This is a genomic window from Rhizobacter sp. P5_A1 (assembly GCF_056400745.1).
Genome location: NZ_JBFUKR010000009.1, coordinates 145,262 through 158,699 on the forward strand (window position 1 = coordinate 145,262; position 13,438 = coordinate 158,699).

At 69.0% G+C, this 13,438-nt stretch carries 13 protein-coding genes; 9 read left to right on the plus strand and 4 right to left on the minus strand.

The window, feature by feature from the left end; translation table 11 throughout:
• Positions 1-41: 41 nt before the first annotated feature.
• Both AC1DTW_RS12590 and AC1DTW_RS12595 read left to right on the plus strand, forming a co-directional pair.
• Positions 42-2,768, plus strand: a complete 2,727-nt coding sequence (locus AC1DTW_RS12590) for a hybrid sensor histidine kinase/response regulator (protein ID WP_477981477.1) — start codon at positions 42-44, stop codon at positions 2,766-2,768.
• 157 nt (positions 2,769-2,925) lie between these two features.
• Entirely contained in the window at positions 2,926-3,738 is an 813-nt protein-coding gene (locus AC1DTW_RS12595; protein WP_477981478.1) for an iron-containing redox enzyme family protein, read from the plus strand.
• 10 nt (positions 3,739-3,748) lie between these two features.
• Here the strand turns inward: AC1DTW_RS12595 and AC1DTW_RS12600 are convergent, their stop codons facing one another.
• On the minus strand, positions 3,749-4,201 hold the full coding sequence (locus AC1DTW_RS12600; RefSeq protein ID WP_477981479.1) for a hypothetical protein: 453 nt from the start codon (positions 4,199-4,201) through the stop codon (positions 3,749-3,751).
• Between the two features lie 109 nt (positions 4,202-4,310).
• On the opposite strand from AC1DTW_RS12600, the gene AC1DTW_RS12605 reads away from it, so the two are divergent.
• The 3 genes from AC1DTW_RS12605 to AC1DTW_RS12615 all read left to right on the plus strand — a co-directional run bounded on the left by AC1DTW_RS12605 (position 4,311) and on the right by AC1DTW_RS12615 (position 7,631).
• Positions 4,311-5,069, plus strand: coding sequence for an SDR family oxidoreductase (locus AC1DTW_RS12605; protein ID WP_477981480.1), 759 nt, complete (start codon positions 4,311-4,313; stop codon positions 5,067-5,069).
• Positions 5,066-5,992 (plus strand): sigma-70 family RNA polymerase sigma factor, encoded by a 927-nt coding sequence (locus AC1DTW_RS12610; protein WP_477981481.1) that lies wholly within the window; start codon positions 5,066-5,068, stop codon positions 5,990-5,992. The genes AC1DTW_RS12605 and AC1DTW_RS12610 overlap by 4 nt, the downstream gene beginning before the upstream one ends.
• A 76-nt stretch (positions 5,993-6,068) precedes the next feature.
• Positions 6,069-7,631: a cation:proton antiporter gene (locus AC1DTW_RS12615; RefSeq protein ID WP_477981482.1), complete on the plus strand. Its 1,563-nt coding sequence runs from the start codon at positions 6,069-6,071 to the stop codon at positions 7,629-7,631.
• 20 nt (positions 7,632-7,651) lie between these two features.
• Here AC1DTW_RS12615 and AC1DTW_RS12620 read toward each other — a convergent pair whose 3' ends face one another.
• The gene (locus AC1DTW_RS12620) at positions 7,652-8,269 is read right to left on the minus strand and encodes a TetR/AcrR family transcriptional regulator C-terminal domain-containing protein (protein ID WP_477981483.1); all 618 of its coding nucleotides are present in this window, start codon (positions 8,267-8,269) and stop codon (positions 7,652-7,654) included.
• A 127-nt stretch (positions 8,270-8,396) separates the two neighbouring features.
• Between AC1DTW_RS12620 and AC1DTW_RS12625 the strand changes: the two genes are divergently transcribed.
• Genes AC1DTW_RS12625 through AC1DTW_RS12635 form a run of 3 tightly spaced genes read left to right on the plus strand, consistent with a single transcriptional unit; the run spans position 8,397 to position 10,443 of the window.
• Positions 8,397-9,062 carry a DUF3313 domain-containing protein gene (locus tag AC1DTW_RS12625; protein ID WP_477981557.1) on the plus strand — a complete coding sequence of 222 codons (666 nt, stop codon included), beginning with the start codon at positions 8,397-8,399 and terminating at the stop codon, positions 9,060-9,062.
• Between the two features lie 32 nt (positions 9,063-9,094).
• Complete coding sequence (locus AC1DTW_RS12630) at positions 9,095-9,550, plus strand: hypothetical protein (protein ID WP_477981484.1); 456 nt, start codon at positions 9,095-9,097, stop codon at positions 9,548-9,550.
• Positions 9,547-10,443, plus strand: a complete 897-nt coding sequence (locus AC1DTW_RS12635; RefSeq protein WP_477981485.1) for a DUF2145 domain-containing protein — start codon at positions 9,547-9,549, stop codon at positions 10,441-10,443. The genes AC1DTW_RS12630 and AC1DTW_RS12635 overlap by 4 nt, the downstream gene beginning before the upstream one ends.
• On the opposite strand, the gene AC1DTW_RS12640 is transcribed toward AC1DTW_RS12635, so the two are convergent.
• The gene (locus AC1DTW_RS12640) at positions 10,427-11,161 is read right to left on the minus strand and encodes an FCD domain-containing protein (protein WP_477981486.1); all 735 of its coding nucleotides are present in this window, start codon (positions 11,159-11,161) and stop codon (positions 10,427-10,429) included. The two genes, AC1DTW_RS12635 and AC1DTW_RS12640, sit on opposite strands and share 17 nt — an antisense overlap.
• Positions 11,162-11,299: 138 nt before the next feature.
• On the opposite strand from AC1DTW_RS12640, the gene AC1DTW_RS12645 reads away from it, so the two are divergent.
• A complete protein-coding gene (locus AC1DTW_RS12645; protein WP_477981487.1) occupies positions 11,300-12,175 on the plus strand; it encodes a metal-dependent hydrolase in 876 nt (291 codons plus the stop codon).
• A 44-nt stretch (positions 12,176-12,219) separates the two neighbouring features.
• Here the strand turns inward: AC1DTW_RS12645 and AC1DTW_RS12650 are convergent, their stop codons facing one another.
• On the minus strand, positions 12,220-13,401 hold the full coding sequence (locus tag AC1DTW_RS12650; protein WP_477981488.1) for a helix-turn-helix domain-containing protein: 1,182 nt from the start codon (positions 13,399-13,401) through the stop codon (positions 12,220-12,222).
• Positions 13,402-13,438 lie beyond the last annotated feature (37 nt).

Here is a 13,438-nt window from a genome sequence, read left to right on the forward strand (position 1 = left end):
ACGACGTTCCCCGTCGACGTGGCGACACCCGAGACTTCCGCGTGGGCCGAACGGCCGGCCGCATGGCGGTGCCCGCGGTGAAAGTGGGCAAGGCCGCGGCTCGGTTGCCCCGCTACTGGGGAATCGTCGCGTTGTTCGTCGCGATGACGACCCTGCAGGCCTCGGTGGCCGCGTTCAGCATCCAACTGTTGTCGGCGGTGCGGGCCTACGTGACCGGCGAGAGCCTGTACTCGAAAGGCCAGAAGGACGCGCAGATCTACCTGCTCGACTATGCCGAGAAGCACCGCGAAGAAGACTACGCGCGGTTCATGGCGGCGCTGGCCGTACCGCTTGGCGATCGCGCTGCGCGCGAAGCCCTGCAGCAGCCCGAGCCCGACCTGGAACGCGCGCGCCAGGGCTTCATCGAAGGCGGCAACCACGCGGACGACATCGACGGGCTGATCCGCCTGTTCCTCTGGTTTCGGCACGTCCCGTTCATGTCGAAGCCGATCGCGACGTGGACCGACGGCGACCTCGTGATCGAGCAGATGCGCGGTCTCGTCGACCGGGCGCGCGCGCGGATCCTCGCCGGCGACCCGCAGTCCGCCGCGCTCGCCGAAATGCGCGTCCGGGCGCCGATCCTGAACACACAGCTGACCCAGCTCGAGAGCGCGTTCTCGTTCCAGCTCGGCGAGGCCTCGCGGACGACGCAGCAGCTGCTGCTCGGTCTCAACGTGTCGATCGCGCTGCTGCTCACCGTCACCGGGCTGGCGTTCGTGCGCCGCAGCGCGCGCATCCAGGCCTCGACCGAGGCCGAGGTGATCTACCGGCAGAAGTCGCTGCAGCGGCTGCTCGACTCGGCCGCCGAAGGCCTCTACGGCGTCGACATCGAAGGGCGCTGCACCTTCATCAACCGCGCCGCCCTGACGATGCTCGGCTTCGAGCGCGAATCCGATCTGCTGGGCCGCGACATCCATGCCGCGATCCATCACTCGCGCGCCGATGGCCGCCCGTACCCGGCGCATGAATCGAAGGTCTACAGCGCCTACCGCAGCCGCCAGGCATCGCACTCGACCGACGAGGTCTTCTGGCGCCAGGACGGCACCTCGTTCCCGGTCGAATCGTGGTCGCACCCGGTGATCCACGACGGCGAGGTCCAGGGCGCCGTGGCAACCTTCTTCGACATCAGCGATCGGGTTGAGATGCTGGCGGCGCTGCGGCGCGGCGAAACGCGCCTCGAGCGGCTGATCGATGCGGTCACCGACGGCGTCGTGACGATCGACGACGAGCAAAAGATCGTGCTCTTCAACCGCGCGGCCGAAACCATGTTCGGCATCGACGCAGCCGACGCGCTCGGCAGCCGCGTCGACCGGTTCATCTCGAAGGCCGCGCCGGCGGAAGACTCCGCCGTCAGCGATGCCGAGGCGGCGACAGCCCAACCGGTCGCCGCACTGGCCGGTGCGCTGCATGAACTGGTCGGCAAGCGACAGAACGGGCAGGAGTTCCCGATCGAGGCCTCGCTGTCGCGGCTTGAGACCGACCGCGACGTGCTGACGACGGTCGTGCTGCGTGATGTGACGGCCTTGCACACCGCGAACGCCGAGCGCCGCGCGCGCCAGGCGCTCGAGGCGGCGAATCAGGCCAAGACCGAATTTCTGTCGCGGATGAGCCACGAGCTGAGAACGCCGCTGAATGCCGTGATCGGCTTCGCGCAGCTGTTGCGCATGGATGGCTCCAGGCCCTTGTCGGCCGAGCAGCTCGATCGCGTGCAGCACGTCGAGAGCGCTGGCGAACACCTGCTCGCGCTGGTGAACGACGTGCTGGACCTCTCCCGCATCGAATCGGGCGAAATGCCGGTGGCGCAGGAGGCTGTTCCGATGTCGGCGGTGGTCGAGGAGGCTGTCACGATGGTGTCGCCGCTCGTGACGGACGCCGGCGTCGAGGTCTTCGTGTCGCCGGCTCCTGTTTCAGACCCGCCCGCGGCATCGGCGGTCGTGTCGCCGAACGAGGTCTGGGTCCAGGCCGACCGGGTCCGGCTGCGCCAGGTGCTGGTCAACCTGCTGAGCAACGCGATCAAGTACAACCGCCCCGGCGGAACCGTCGCGCTGACCTGGAAGGTTGCCGATGGCGAGTGCGAGGTTCGCGTGATCGACACGGGCCAGGGAATTCCCGCCGACATGCTCGGCAGCCTGTTCGAGCCCTTCAATCGACTCGGCGCCAACGCCTCGCGGGTCGAGGGCACCGGCATCGGCCTCGTGCTCTCGCGCCAGCTCGCCGAGATGATGGGTGGCCACCTCGGCATCACGAGCACCTTCGGCGAAGGGACGATCGCGAGTCTGAAATTGCGAGTCGCCCAGCCACCGCTGGCGCCGCAGGACTTGCAGGGTCCGCCTCAGGCGGACGAGCGCAGCTGCCAACCGCTTCGCGTGCTCTATGCCGAGGACAACGAAGTCAACGCCGAGCTGATGCGACAAATCGTAAGCTTGCGCCCGGCTGTGTCGCTTCGAGTGGCAGAAAACGGCAACATGGCGCTCGAAATGGCAACCATCGATCCGCCCGATCTGCTGCTGGTCGACATGAATCTCGGCGACATGTCCGGCATCGAACTCGCCCGGATGCTGCATCGGGATCGGTCGACCCGCGACATCCGGATGGTGGCACTGTCGGCCGACGCGCTGCCCGAGCAGATCGAAGCGGCGATGCGCTGCGGCTTCGAGGGCTACCTGACGAAGCCGATCAACTTCCGCGAGCTGCTGGCGGTGCTCGACAAGCACAGCCAAGAGGCCTGAAGTTCGAGCGCCCGCGGGCGCGAACCGGTGCCGCAAAGGCCGACTGTCTAAATTCCACAACACTGATTCAGCCGCCGATTGCCGGCGTGTTGACCGGCGGGCATGCTTCGTGCGACTTTCATCACGCACATTTCGTAACAACCGTTGGGAGAAAGCCATGTCGCATGATTTCCGTCGCACCGGCGACCTGAAGAGCATCGGTAGCTACCCCGTGTGGGTGCAGCGCGTCGTCCGCGAGACCAGCCCGCACAAGCAGCGGGTGGTCGAGCATGAACTGTTCGCGCTGATGCGCGAGGCCAAGCTGCCGCTGGCGGCGATGCGGCGCTTCCTGATCGGCGTCTGGCCGACGATCGAGCAGTTCCCGCGCTTCATGTCGATGAACCTGAAGAAGATCGGGTACGGCGACAGCGTCGGCGAAGACATGGCGCGGCGCTACCTGATCCAGAACATCCGCGTCGAGCAGAAGCACGCCGAGCACTGGGCGGCCTGGGCCTCGTCGGCCGGCCTGACGCTGCACGACCTGCGCAGCGGCGGCGACATCGAGGGCTTGCAGGCCCTCGCGCACTGGTGCTGGTACGTGTGCGACCAGGGCAAGCTGGCAACCGCGATCGCCGCGACGAACTATGCGGTCGAAGGCGCGACCGGCGAGTGGTCGTGCGTCATCTGCTCGAAGGACACCTACGCCCGCTCGCTTCCCGACGAGGTGCGCGCTCCGGCGATGCGCTGGCTCAAGGTGCATGCCGAGTACGACGACACGCACCCGTGGGAAGCGCTCGACATCGTCGCGACGCTGCTCGGGCATGCGCCGAGCCCGCAGGACATCGCCGAGGTCCGGCGCGCGATCCAGTCGAGTTATGCCTACATGGAAATGGCGCTCGACAACGCACTGATGGCCGCGATGCACGGCAGCTTCGACGAAACCGCGTCGAACGCGTCGACGCTGGACATGGAGGCGCGCGACGCCGCGTAAGCGGCTCGAGTCAGGGCTGGCCGCCGAGCAGCCGGTCCATCCGCTTCTGTGCGAGCCGCCTGACGACGGCTCGCTCCAGCCCATTGCTGGACGCCAGCAGCGCCGCGCCTTCGGCGGCGCACTTCTCCTGGCGCGCACCGAGCTCGGCGGCGCTCAGGCGCTTCTGGGCCTCGAGCTCCTGGTTCGCCAACGCCCTCGCCCGCTTCTCGTCGGTCGTGCCGTGAAGGTAGGCGTCGCCGACGAAGGCGGTACCCGCTTCCAGTCGGCTTTTCAGCGCCGGCCGTGCGTCTTCGCCGCCCGCCTTGACCTGCTCGGCCAGCTGCTCGGTGTTCACCTGAAGTGCGGCGACGCACTGCGCCGAGTGCAGCTCCCGCGCGCTCGGCCCCGCTTGTGCGAGCACGCAGCTCGCGGCGAGCAGGCCCGACGCGGCGGCCAGAAATCGGTTCATCGCAACGAATCGCATGGCGAAATCATAGCGAAGCGCCGGACCACAGGCGTCGCCGGCGTCGATTGACTCTTTTCTGGTGCCTCGATCGTCTTGGCAGTACCTTGAGACATCGGAGCACAACGGAATGAGCCTCACAGACAAGAACGTCGTCGTCACCGGCGGGAGCCGTGGATTGGGCCTGGGGCTCGTCGAGGCCCTGGTCGCGCGCGGCGCGCGCGTGACGGTCGTCGCCCGCGACGCCGATGCGCTCGCCGCCGTCCGTGCCCGGCTGGGCATCGCCGCGCTCTGCGCCGACGTGACCGACGAGCGCGCCGCCCAGCGCATCCTGGCCGAGACCCGACCGGACATCCTGGTGCTCAACGCCGGCGCGAAGCCGCGAATGGGTCGGCTGGATCGGCTGAGCTGGGCCGACTTCGCCGTGCCCTGGGAGATCGACGTCAAGGCGGGATTCCATTGGCTGCAGGCAGCACTCAGGCTGCCGCTCGCGCCGGGAAGCCGCGTGCTGGTGGGGTCCAGCGGTGCCGCGCAGAACGGTTCGCCGCTCTCCGGCGCCTATGCCGGCGCGAAGCGCATGCTGTGGCTCATGGCCCGCTACGCTGATGGAATCTCGAAGCAGGAGGATCTCGGCATCCGCTTCCAGACGATCGTGCCGCTGCAGATGGTCGGCGGCACCGGCGTCGGCGATGCCGGTGCGAGCGCCTATGCGCGCGCGATGGGCCTCGAGCCCGAAGCCTTCCTGGCGCGCTTCGGCACGCCAATGCCGCCGCGGGAGTTCGGCGAGAAGGTCGTCGCCGTGCTGGACGACCCGCAATATGCGCCGGGCTTCGCCTTCGGGCTCAAGGGCGACACGGGCATCACGATCCTCGAGGAGGCGGCGGCTTGAGCGCAGGGCCGGTCCCGACGAACGGCGACCGCCACGCGGCCCTCGTCGCGCTGGCCGGCGCGCTCCGGCCCGAGCTGCATCGCTATTGCGCGCGCCTGATGGCATCCGTCATCGACGGCGAGGACGTCGTTCAGGACACGCTCGTTCGCGCCTTCGCCGCGTTGCCGGGGCTGGACGAGTCGACACCGCTTCGCCCCTGGCTGTTCCGGATCGCCCACAACCGCGCCCTCGACACGTTGCGCGGCCGGGCAGTGCGTCATGCCGAGCCCATCGAGACCGCCGCCGACATGGCCGACCCCGCCAGCCCCGACCCGATGGAGATGCTGATGCGCCAGCAAGCGGTGAACACCGCGGTGTCACGCTTTGCGGAGCTGCCGGTCCTGCAGCGCAGCGTTGTCATCCTGAAGGACGTGCTCGACGAGTCGCTGGGCGAGATCGCTGCCCTCCTCGATTTGACGGTCGACGCGGTGAAGGGTCATCTGGCACGCGGCCGGGGGCGGCTTCGGGAGATCCATGCGCAGGCCGTGCCGCCAGCGAGCGCGCGGGCGGCGTCCGCCGCGATGCTGCGCTACGTCGCGCTCTTCAACCAGCGCGACTGGGACGGCCTGCGCGCGCTGCTGGCCGACGACGTGAAGCTGAACCAGTCCTCGCACCCGCTGCGCGCCGGCCGCGCCGATGTCGGAATGTTCTTCACGATCTACGCCAGAAGCGATCGCGTGTGGCTCGTCCCGGCCTGGCTCGAAGGCCGCGAGGCGATTGCAGTCTTCGAGGATCGCACCGCGGCCAGGCCCAGCTCCATGATGTGGCTCGAGTGGCGCGACGGCCGGATCAGCTTCATCCACGACTATCGCCATGTGCCTTATGTCACCGCCGACGCCGAGCTGGAACGGATGCCGGACGCCCGCCCCGCGCGAAGCGCATAGCGAGCAGATGGCGTCATCGCGTTTTCACCGCCTCGTCGGACACAATCCGACGCGACGGGAAGGACGCAACTCACCCATGGCCACCTTCGAATGGATCATCGTGCTGCTGCTCGGTGCGGCGCTGCTCGCGGCGCTGGCGCGCAGGCTCGGCGCGCCGTACCCGACCTTTCTCGCGCTCGGCGGCGCGCTGCTCGCGTTCGTGCCTGCGAGCCCGAACTGGACGCTCGACCCGCACCTCGCGCTGACGCTCTTCGTCGCGCCGGTGCTGGTCGACGCGGCCTACGACACCTCGCTGCGCGACCTGCGCGCGAACTGGCGGCCGGTCGCCGGGCTCGTCATCGCCGCGGTCGGAACGACGGTGCCGGCCGTCGCGCTCGCGGTGCGCTGGCTCGTGCCCGAGATGCCGTGGGCCATCGCGATCGCGCTCGGCGCGATCGTCGCACCGCCCGACGCGGCCGCGGCGACCGCGGTGATGCGGCAGGTGAAGCTGCCGCACAAGCTGCTGAAGATTCTCGAAGGCGAAAGCCTGCTGAACGACGCGAGCGCGCTGCTCGTCTACCGGCTCGCGATCATGACCGCGCTGACCGGCAGCCTCGGCTTCGCGAGCTACGCGCCGGTGTTCGTGCTGACCGTCTTCGGCAGCCTCGCGGCCGGTGTCGCCTGTGCGCATGTGCTGCGGCCGTTGACGAGCGGCCTGCATGAGGTGCCGATCCTGCTGATCGTCCAGTTCGCCTGGACCTTCGGCGTGTGGCTCGCGGCCGAGGCCGTCGGGCTCTCGGGCATCCTGACGCTGGTCGCGTTCGCGATGACGCTCGCGCGGCGCGCCGGCCCGCAATTGCCGGCGCGCGTGCGCGTGCCGGTCTTCGCGGTGTGGGAAGCGATCGTCTTCGTGCTCAACGCATTCGCCTTCGTGCTGATCGGGCTGCAGCTGCGGCCGATCTGGACCCGGCTGGAAGCCGGCGGCGCGCGGGTCGACGCGATCGTCACCGCTGCGGTGGTGCTGGCCGTCACGATCGGGGCGCGCTTCGCCTGGGTGATGAGCTACAACGCGTTGAGGCGCTGGCGCCATGACCGCGCCGGCACCGGCACACGGCCCACGGCGGCCGGCGGCATCGTCGTCTCGTGGGCCGGCATGCGCGGCATCGTCACGCTGGCCGCGGCGTTCGCGATCCCCGAGACGCTGCCGAACGGGTCGCCCTTTCCGTACCGCGACCTGATCCTGCTGTGCGCGTTCGCGGTCGTGCTCGGCACGCTGGTGCTGCAGGGCCTGACGATGAAGGCGCTGATCCGCCGCATGGGCCTGACCGACGACGATCCCGTCGGCCGCGAGATCCGGATCGGCCGCACGCAGGCCTACGACGCGCTGCTCGACGCGATCAAGGACGACGAGACGCCGGCCGCGAAACTGCTGCGCAAGGAATACGGCGCCATCGTCGAGATGAACGCCCGCCAGGCGCCCGACACGCCGATCGACGAGGTGCCCGGCGGGCCGCTCCGGCGCCGCGCGATCGGGGTGGCGCGCCAGCGCGCGTTCGAGCTGCGGCGCGACGAGGTGATCGGCGACGATGCCTATCGGGTGCTGCTGCAGGAGCTCGATTGGGCCGAGCTGAGCGCCGGCGGCGCAAGACAGCAGAGCTGACTGGGACTTGTCTACAGGTCCTAGCGTGGCCCCGCGCCTCTGAGAAACAACTCGATCGCGCGCTTGACCATCGGGCGCAGGTCCTTGCGCGGCAACGGCGCCGGGTTCCGCTGGAACTGCCTCGCGTCGCTCTCGGCCGTGACGAGCGCGAGGAATTGCATGGCGGCGATGCGCGGATCCGATCGGCGCAATTCGCCGCGCTGCATCGCCGCCCGCAGGATCGCCGCGACCGCATCGACCGCCTCGGCCGGCCCGGCCGCGTAGAACAGCTGGCCGACCTCCGAACGCCCCGCTTCGGCGACGACCATCCGGTAGACGGCTAGCGCGCTCTCGTCGTTCGTCAGCACGTCCAGCATGCGCTCGCCGAAGCGCATCAGCCGCGCCTCCAGCGTCGACGGGGCGTTGCCTTCGGCGGCGAGCTCCTTCGCGGCACCCAGCAGATGCGCGGTGGCGACAGACTCGACCACGGCGACGAAGAGTTCCTCCTTGGAACGAAAGTACCCGTACAGCGTGGCCTTCGAGCCGCCGAAGCGCTTGGCCAGTTCGCTCATCGACGCGCGCTCGTAGCCCATCTCCTTGAACAGCTCAGTCGCCGCTTCGAGGATCGCCTGGCGTCGCGCCTCCGTTCGCACCTTCATCGGGCCCCCTCAAAAATGAACACGTCGGTACATTTTAGTTGACCGCCGTTCGGTGCCCGCCATATACTGAACTGTACGGAGCGGTTTCGTAATGCTCCACCTCAACCCAGCAACCCAGGAAGGCCGAATGCTCACTTCATCCACTCTCCACCGCGGCGCCGCCGGTCTCGCCTTGTGCGTCGCACTGGCAGGCTGCTCCACGACGCAACCATTGCCGTACACCGGCGTCGCCTCGGCGTCGAAGATGCGCATCAGCGAGCGCGACGCGACCGGCCGCATCCCCTACGAATACAAGACCGAGACGGACTGGGGAAAGTACGCCGCCTTCATCGTCGAACCGGTGGTCGTCTACGGTGGGCGCGACAACCAGTTCGAAGACATCTCCGACGAGAGCAAGGCCCACCTGGCCCGCTACCTGCAAAGTCGGTTCTCGGAGAAGCTGAGCACCCGGCTGCGAAAGTCCAAGGTCCCGGGCGATGACACGTTGCGCATCAGGCTCACGCTGACCGGCGCGAAGGCCAACACCGCCGTCTTGAGCACCTTCACGCGGTTCGACCTGTTGGGCGGCCCGTACAACGCGGTTCAGGCGGTGCGCGGCAAGGAAGGCACGATGACGGGCTCGGTGAGCTTCGCCGTCGAGATCTACGATGCGGCCTCGAACGAACTTCTGGGCGCTTACGTGGCGAAGCAATACCCGAACGCATGGAACCTCAAGGCCGGCATCGGCGCGATGAGCGCCTCCGAGGTCGGGATCGACAATGGCGCCGAACAGTTGATGGCCTACCTGCGCTGATGCACAGTCTCTTTCGACCCAAGGACCACCCGATGACCCTCCCCTTCACACTCCGCGTCGCCTGCCTCGCCGCGGCCGTCAGCTTCACGCCGCTCGCGCACGCCGACAGCTTCACGTCGTCGGCGTCGAGCGCGGGCTCGGCCTCGAGCGGCAGCGTGTCCGCATCGCTGCGCGGTTCGAGCAACAGTTCGACCGGCGGCGACAAGACCGCCGAGGTCGACTACCGCATCATCGATGTGGGCGACGCGCCCGATCGCGCCGGCATCGCGCGCATCACGCTGCAGGCCGACGATCCGAAGCAGCAGGTCGTGCTCGATCTGCCGCGTGCGATCGCGCAGCAGCAGCGCCTCGGCCCCGGCGACCGCGTGCATGCGCGCCGGCACGTCTACGGCTTCGAGTTCGCGCGCGGCGACACGCGCGAGGCCTTCTATCTCGTGCTCGCCGACGACTGGTTCGACGACCTCGCGGCGCGCCCGCTGAGCCTTTGAAGCTCGGGTGCGCCCTGGCGCTCGCGGCAACCCTCGCGGCGGGAGCGGCTCATGCGCAGTCCGACTCTTCGGCGTTCTGCGATCGCGCGCACCCGCTCAGCGCGGGCCAGCAGGATCTCGCACTGCGCTTCGCCGCGGTGCTGCGCGACGAGCTGAATGCGGGCGACGACGCCGTGCTGATCAGCCGCTCGGGGATGGACCTGTCGCGCTTTCGCATCCGCTACTCGCATTCCGCCGTCGCGTGGCGCGGCGACACCGGCACCTGGTCGGCGCGCCAGCTCTACTACGCCTGCGATGAAAGTCGCCCGCGAATCTACGACCAGGGCCTCGCCGGCTTCGCGATGGGAATCGACGATGCCTCGCTCGGCTATGTCTCGATCGTGCGGCTGCCGAACGCGGCGGCGCAATCGTTGCGCCGCGCGTCACTCGACACGCCGCGTGCGCTGCACCTGCTGGCGGCGAGCTACAGCGCGAACGCCTACCCGTTCAGCCTGCTGCACCAGAACTGCAACCAATGGGTGGCTGAAATGCTCGCGGTGGCCTGGGGCGACCTGACCGATGCCGACGACCTGCGCAGCCGCGCGCAGCGCTGGCTGCAGGACGCGCACTACGCGCCAGAGCCGGTGGACATCGGCTCGCACGCACTGATGTTCGCGTCGGTCTTCGTGCCCTTTCTGCACCTGGACGATCACCCGCAGGACGACCGCTTCGCGCTGAAGCTGAAGGTCAGCCTGCCGTCGACCGTCGAGGCGTTCGTTCGCGAGCGCCTGCCGGCCAGCGAGCGTGTCGAGATTTGCCACAACGGCCGGCAGGTCGTCGTGCACCGGGGCTGGACCGCGATTCCGGATGGCTGCCGGCCCAGCGAAGGAGACAGGGTCATATCGCTCGACTGACGCGCGCTGCGGCGGCCGGCGCGGCCGGCACGTCGAGCGTCGACAGCAGGCGCTGGCGCCCGTGCAGCACATGGGCTTGCGCGAGCTTGCCGGCCCGGTCTTTCGCGCCCTTCGCCACGGCCTCGAAGATGCGGCGGTGCTCGATGTTGGAACGGCGCATGTTGAGGGTCGCGTCGAAGTGGCGCCGCCGGTACAGGTGCAGCTCCTTCGCGTGGTCTTCATAGGCTTGCCGCGCGCGCTGGTTCGGCCACTGCGCCATCAGCAGCGCGTGAAAGCGCAGGTTCAGCACGTAGTAACGCTGGCCGTCGCCGGCTTCGCAGGCGGCGTCCATGCCATCGAGCAGTTGCTCGAATTGCAGCCGGTCGGGCTCGCTCACGTGACCGGCCGCCTGCTCCGCGGCAAAGCCGAAGAGCAACGCGCGCAGTTCGTAGATCTCGAGCATCTCGCGCACGGAGATCCGGCGCACGAACACGCCGCGGTTGCGCACCGCGACCACCAGGCCGATGCCCGTCAGCATGCGAATCGCCTCGCGGATCGGCCCGCGGCTGGTACCCATGCGCAGCGCCAGCACGGCCTCGTTGAGACGCTCGCCCGGGGCGACCTCGCCGCTGTAGATCAGTTGTTGCAGTTGTTCGCAGATGCCGTGCGCCAGGCCGAGTTCCGGCGTCGCGGCGCGGGCCGGTGCGGCGTTCTTCTTGGCGGGAGCGCGGGTCGGCATGGAGCGGATGCTAACGCAGCGGATGGCCTTCGGAGGCCTCAAAGAGTTTTCGATCTTGTTCGAAGTGTTGACACTTCACCGACGGTGCATCGACACTCCCGGCTCGTTTCCATCGAGGACTTCCATCAAGGAGCAGGCATGAAGAAACTCGGTTCCCTGATCCTGGCTGCCGTGGCAGCCACCCTCGCCGGCTGCGCCGGCGTGCCCACGCCGCAGACGCCGGCGGCGCTGCAGCCGGTGGCACCCGGCAACATCGCCGCCGGCAAGGCCGAGGTGCTCTGGCTCGGGCAGGCCACGACCCGCATCACGACCCCCGGCGGCAAGGTGATCGCGATCGACCCCTGGCTCGCCACGAACCCGAAGACGCCGGCCGAGTACAAGCAGCTGAGCGCGTTGGGCAAGGTCGACATGATCCTCGTCACGCATGCCCACAACGACCACTTCGCCGATGCACCGGCGCTGGCGAAGCTGAACAACGCACCGATCTACAACGCCGGCGGCCTGGGCTCGGCGATCGTCAGCCTCGGCATCGTGCCGGCGGCGCTGGCGCAGCGTTTCGGCAAGAGCGGCACCGTGATGCCGTTCGGCCCGACCGGCCCGAAGATCACGGCCGTCCACGCCGAGCATGCCTCGGAGCTGGTCTGGAAGAACCCGGCCACCGACAAGGAAGAAACGCACTACGGCGGCGAGCCGGTCGGCTACATCATCGAGCTCGAGAACGGCTTCAAGATCTGGCACATGGGCGACACCGGCCTGTTCGGCGACATGCGGCTGATCGGCGAGACCTACAAGCCCGACCTGGTGCTGATCCCGATCGGCGGCCACTTCACGATGGGCCCGCAGGACGCCGCGATCGCGGTGCGCGACCTGATCAAACCCAGGTATGCGATTCCGATCCACTACGGCACGTTCCCGCTGCTGCGCGGCACGCCGGCCGAGTTCAGCGCCGCACTCGGAGCGGCGTCGACGACCCGCGTCGTGGTGCCCGAGCCGGGCCAGAAGGTCGACTTCTGACGGCCGACTTCCGCCGCACGTTCTGCGTCGATCGACCGCCCGGGTCAGTCGGCGCCGCGCCGAAGGTGGCGGTAGATCAGGCCCCGCGACACGCCAAGCGTGCGCGCCGCCTTCGACATGTTGCCGCCGCATTCGGCCAGCACGCGCACGACCGTCTGACGCTCGGTGTCGCGAAGCGTCGCGGCCTGCGGCGCCGGCGCCGGCGGCGGCGACGCGCGCTGCGGCGCGGGGGCGGGATCGGTCCCGGCCGCATGCACTTCGCGGCGGCCGTCGCGCGAACGCCATTCGCAGCCCACCCACAGCATCAGGCCGTTCGGCAGATGCATCGGTTGCGGCTCGCTGCGCGCTGACATCGAGATCAGCGCCTCGAGCGGCACGCCCAGGCTGTCTTCGACCCAGGGCGCTTCGCGGCGTCCGAGCGGCGCCGTCAGGCCGAGCAGCCGGGCGGCGGCACCGTTCATCCAATCGATCCGGCCGTCGCCGGTGACGCCGACCAGCGCCGCCATCGGCGAGTGCAGCAGCACCGGCGTGATCTGCATGCGCAGCACCAGGTGCTCGATGGACTGCGCGCACAGCAGCCGGTTCTCGATCTCGGCCGCGTAGTGCGCAACCACCGAGGCGGCATCGAAGCCGAACGGGATGCCCTCGCTCGACAGATCGAGCACGCCGGCCAGCTCGCCGCGCACGTCGCGGATCGGCGCTGCGGCGCATTGCATCGTCTGCACGTTGCCGAAGAAGTGCTCGCTTCCGACGACCACGCTCGGCTGGCCGCTGCGAGCGGTGATGCCCGGCGCGGTGGTGCCGACGATCTCTTCGGCCAGGTTCACGCCGATTCGCGCGGTGGCAGGCATCAGCTGCTCGTGACTGCGGCGTTGCGCGAAGGTCGTGCCGATGATCACGCCCTGCGCATCGGTGAGGATCGCCGTGCCGCTGGTTCCCGCCAGCGTCACCTGCAGCCGCTGCAGCTCATCGCTGGCGGCCTCCAGCAGCTCGCGGTTCCTGCGCAGGGCGCCGTGCACGCGGCTGGTCGTGACCGGCTCGAACACCGCCGGTCGCGTCGGATCCGGGTGCGTGCGCAGGCAGCGTGACCACGACTGGATCACCGCCTCGCTGACCATCCCCGACGGCCGCACGCCGTTCTCGAAGAAGTGCTGGCGCGCGAGCGCGACCCGCTGCTCGGGCGATGCGTAGAAGGGATTGGCAGGAAGGCTCGGGCCGGTGGTCATGAGGGGTCTCCGGCGGCGAGTGTGCGATGGACCCGCG

What these genes read in the sequence shown, in the direction of transcription:
- AC1DTW_RS12595 (WP_477981478.1), top strand. Translation starts at nt 2,926, where the DNA reads ATGTCGCATGATTTCCGTCGCACCGGCGACCTGAAGAGCATCGGTAGC.
- AC1DTW_RS12600 (WP_477981479.1), bottom strand. Translation starts at nt 4,201, where the DNA reads ATGCGATTCGTTGCGATGAACCGATTTCTGGCCGCCGCGTCGGGCCTG.
- AC1DTW_RS12605 (WP_477981480.1), top strand. Translation starts at nt 4,311, where the DNA reads ATGAGCCTCACAGACAAGAACGTCGTCGTCACCGGCGGGAGCCGTGGA.
- AC1DTW_RS12615 (WP_477981482.1), top strand. Translation starts at nt 6,069, where the DNA reads ATGGCCACCTTCGAATGGATCATCGTGCTGCTGCTCGGTGCGGCGCTG.
- AC1DTW_RS12620 (WP_477981483.1), bottom strand. Translation starts at nt 8,269, where the DNA reads ATGAAGGTGCGAACGGAGGCGCGACGCCAGGCGATCCTCGAAGCGGCG.
- AC1DTW_RS12625 (WP_477981557.1), top strand. Translation starts at nt 8,397, where the DNA reads ATGCTCACTTCATCCACTCTCCACCGCGGCGCCGCCGGTCTCGCCTTG.
- AC1DTW_RS12630 (WP_477981484.1), top strand. Translation starts at nt 9,095, where the DNA reads ATGACCCTCCCCTTCACACTCCGCGTCGCCTGCCTCGCCGCGGCCGTC.
- AC1DTW_RS12640 (WP_477981486.1), bottom strand. Translation starts at nt 11,161, where the DNA reads ATGCCGACCCGCGCTCCCGCCAAGAAGAACGCCGCACCGGCCCGCGCC.
- AC1DTW_RS12645 (WP_477981487.1), top strand. Translation starts at nt 11,300, where the DNA reads ATGAAGAAACTCGGTTCCCTGATCCTGGCTGCCGTGGCAGCCACCCTC.
- AC1DTW_RS12650 (WP_477981488.1), bottom strand. Translation starts at nt 13,401, where the DNA reads ATGACCACCGGCCCGAGCCTTCCTGCCAATCCCTTCTACGCATCGCCC.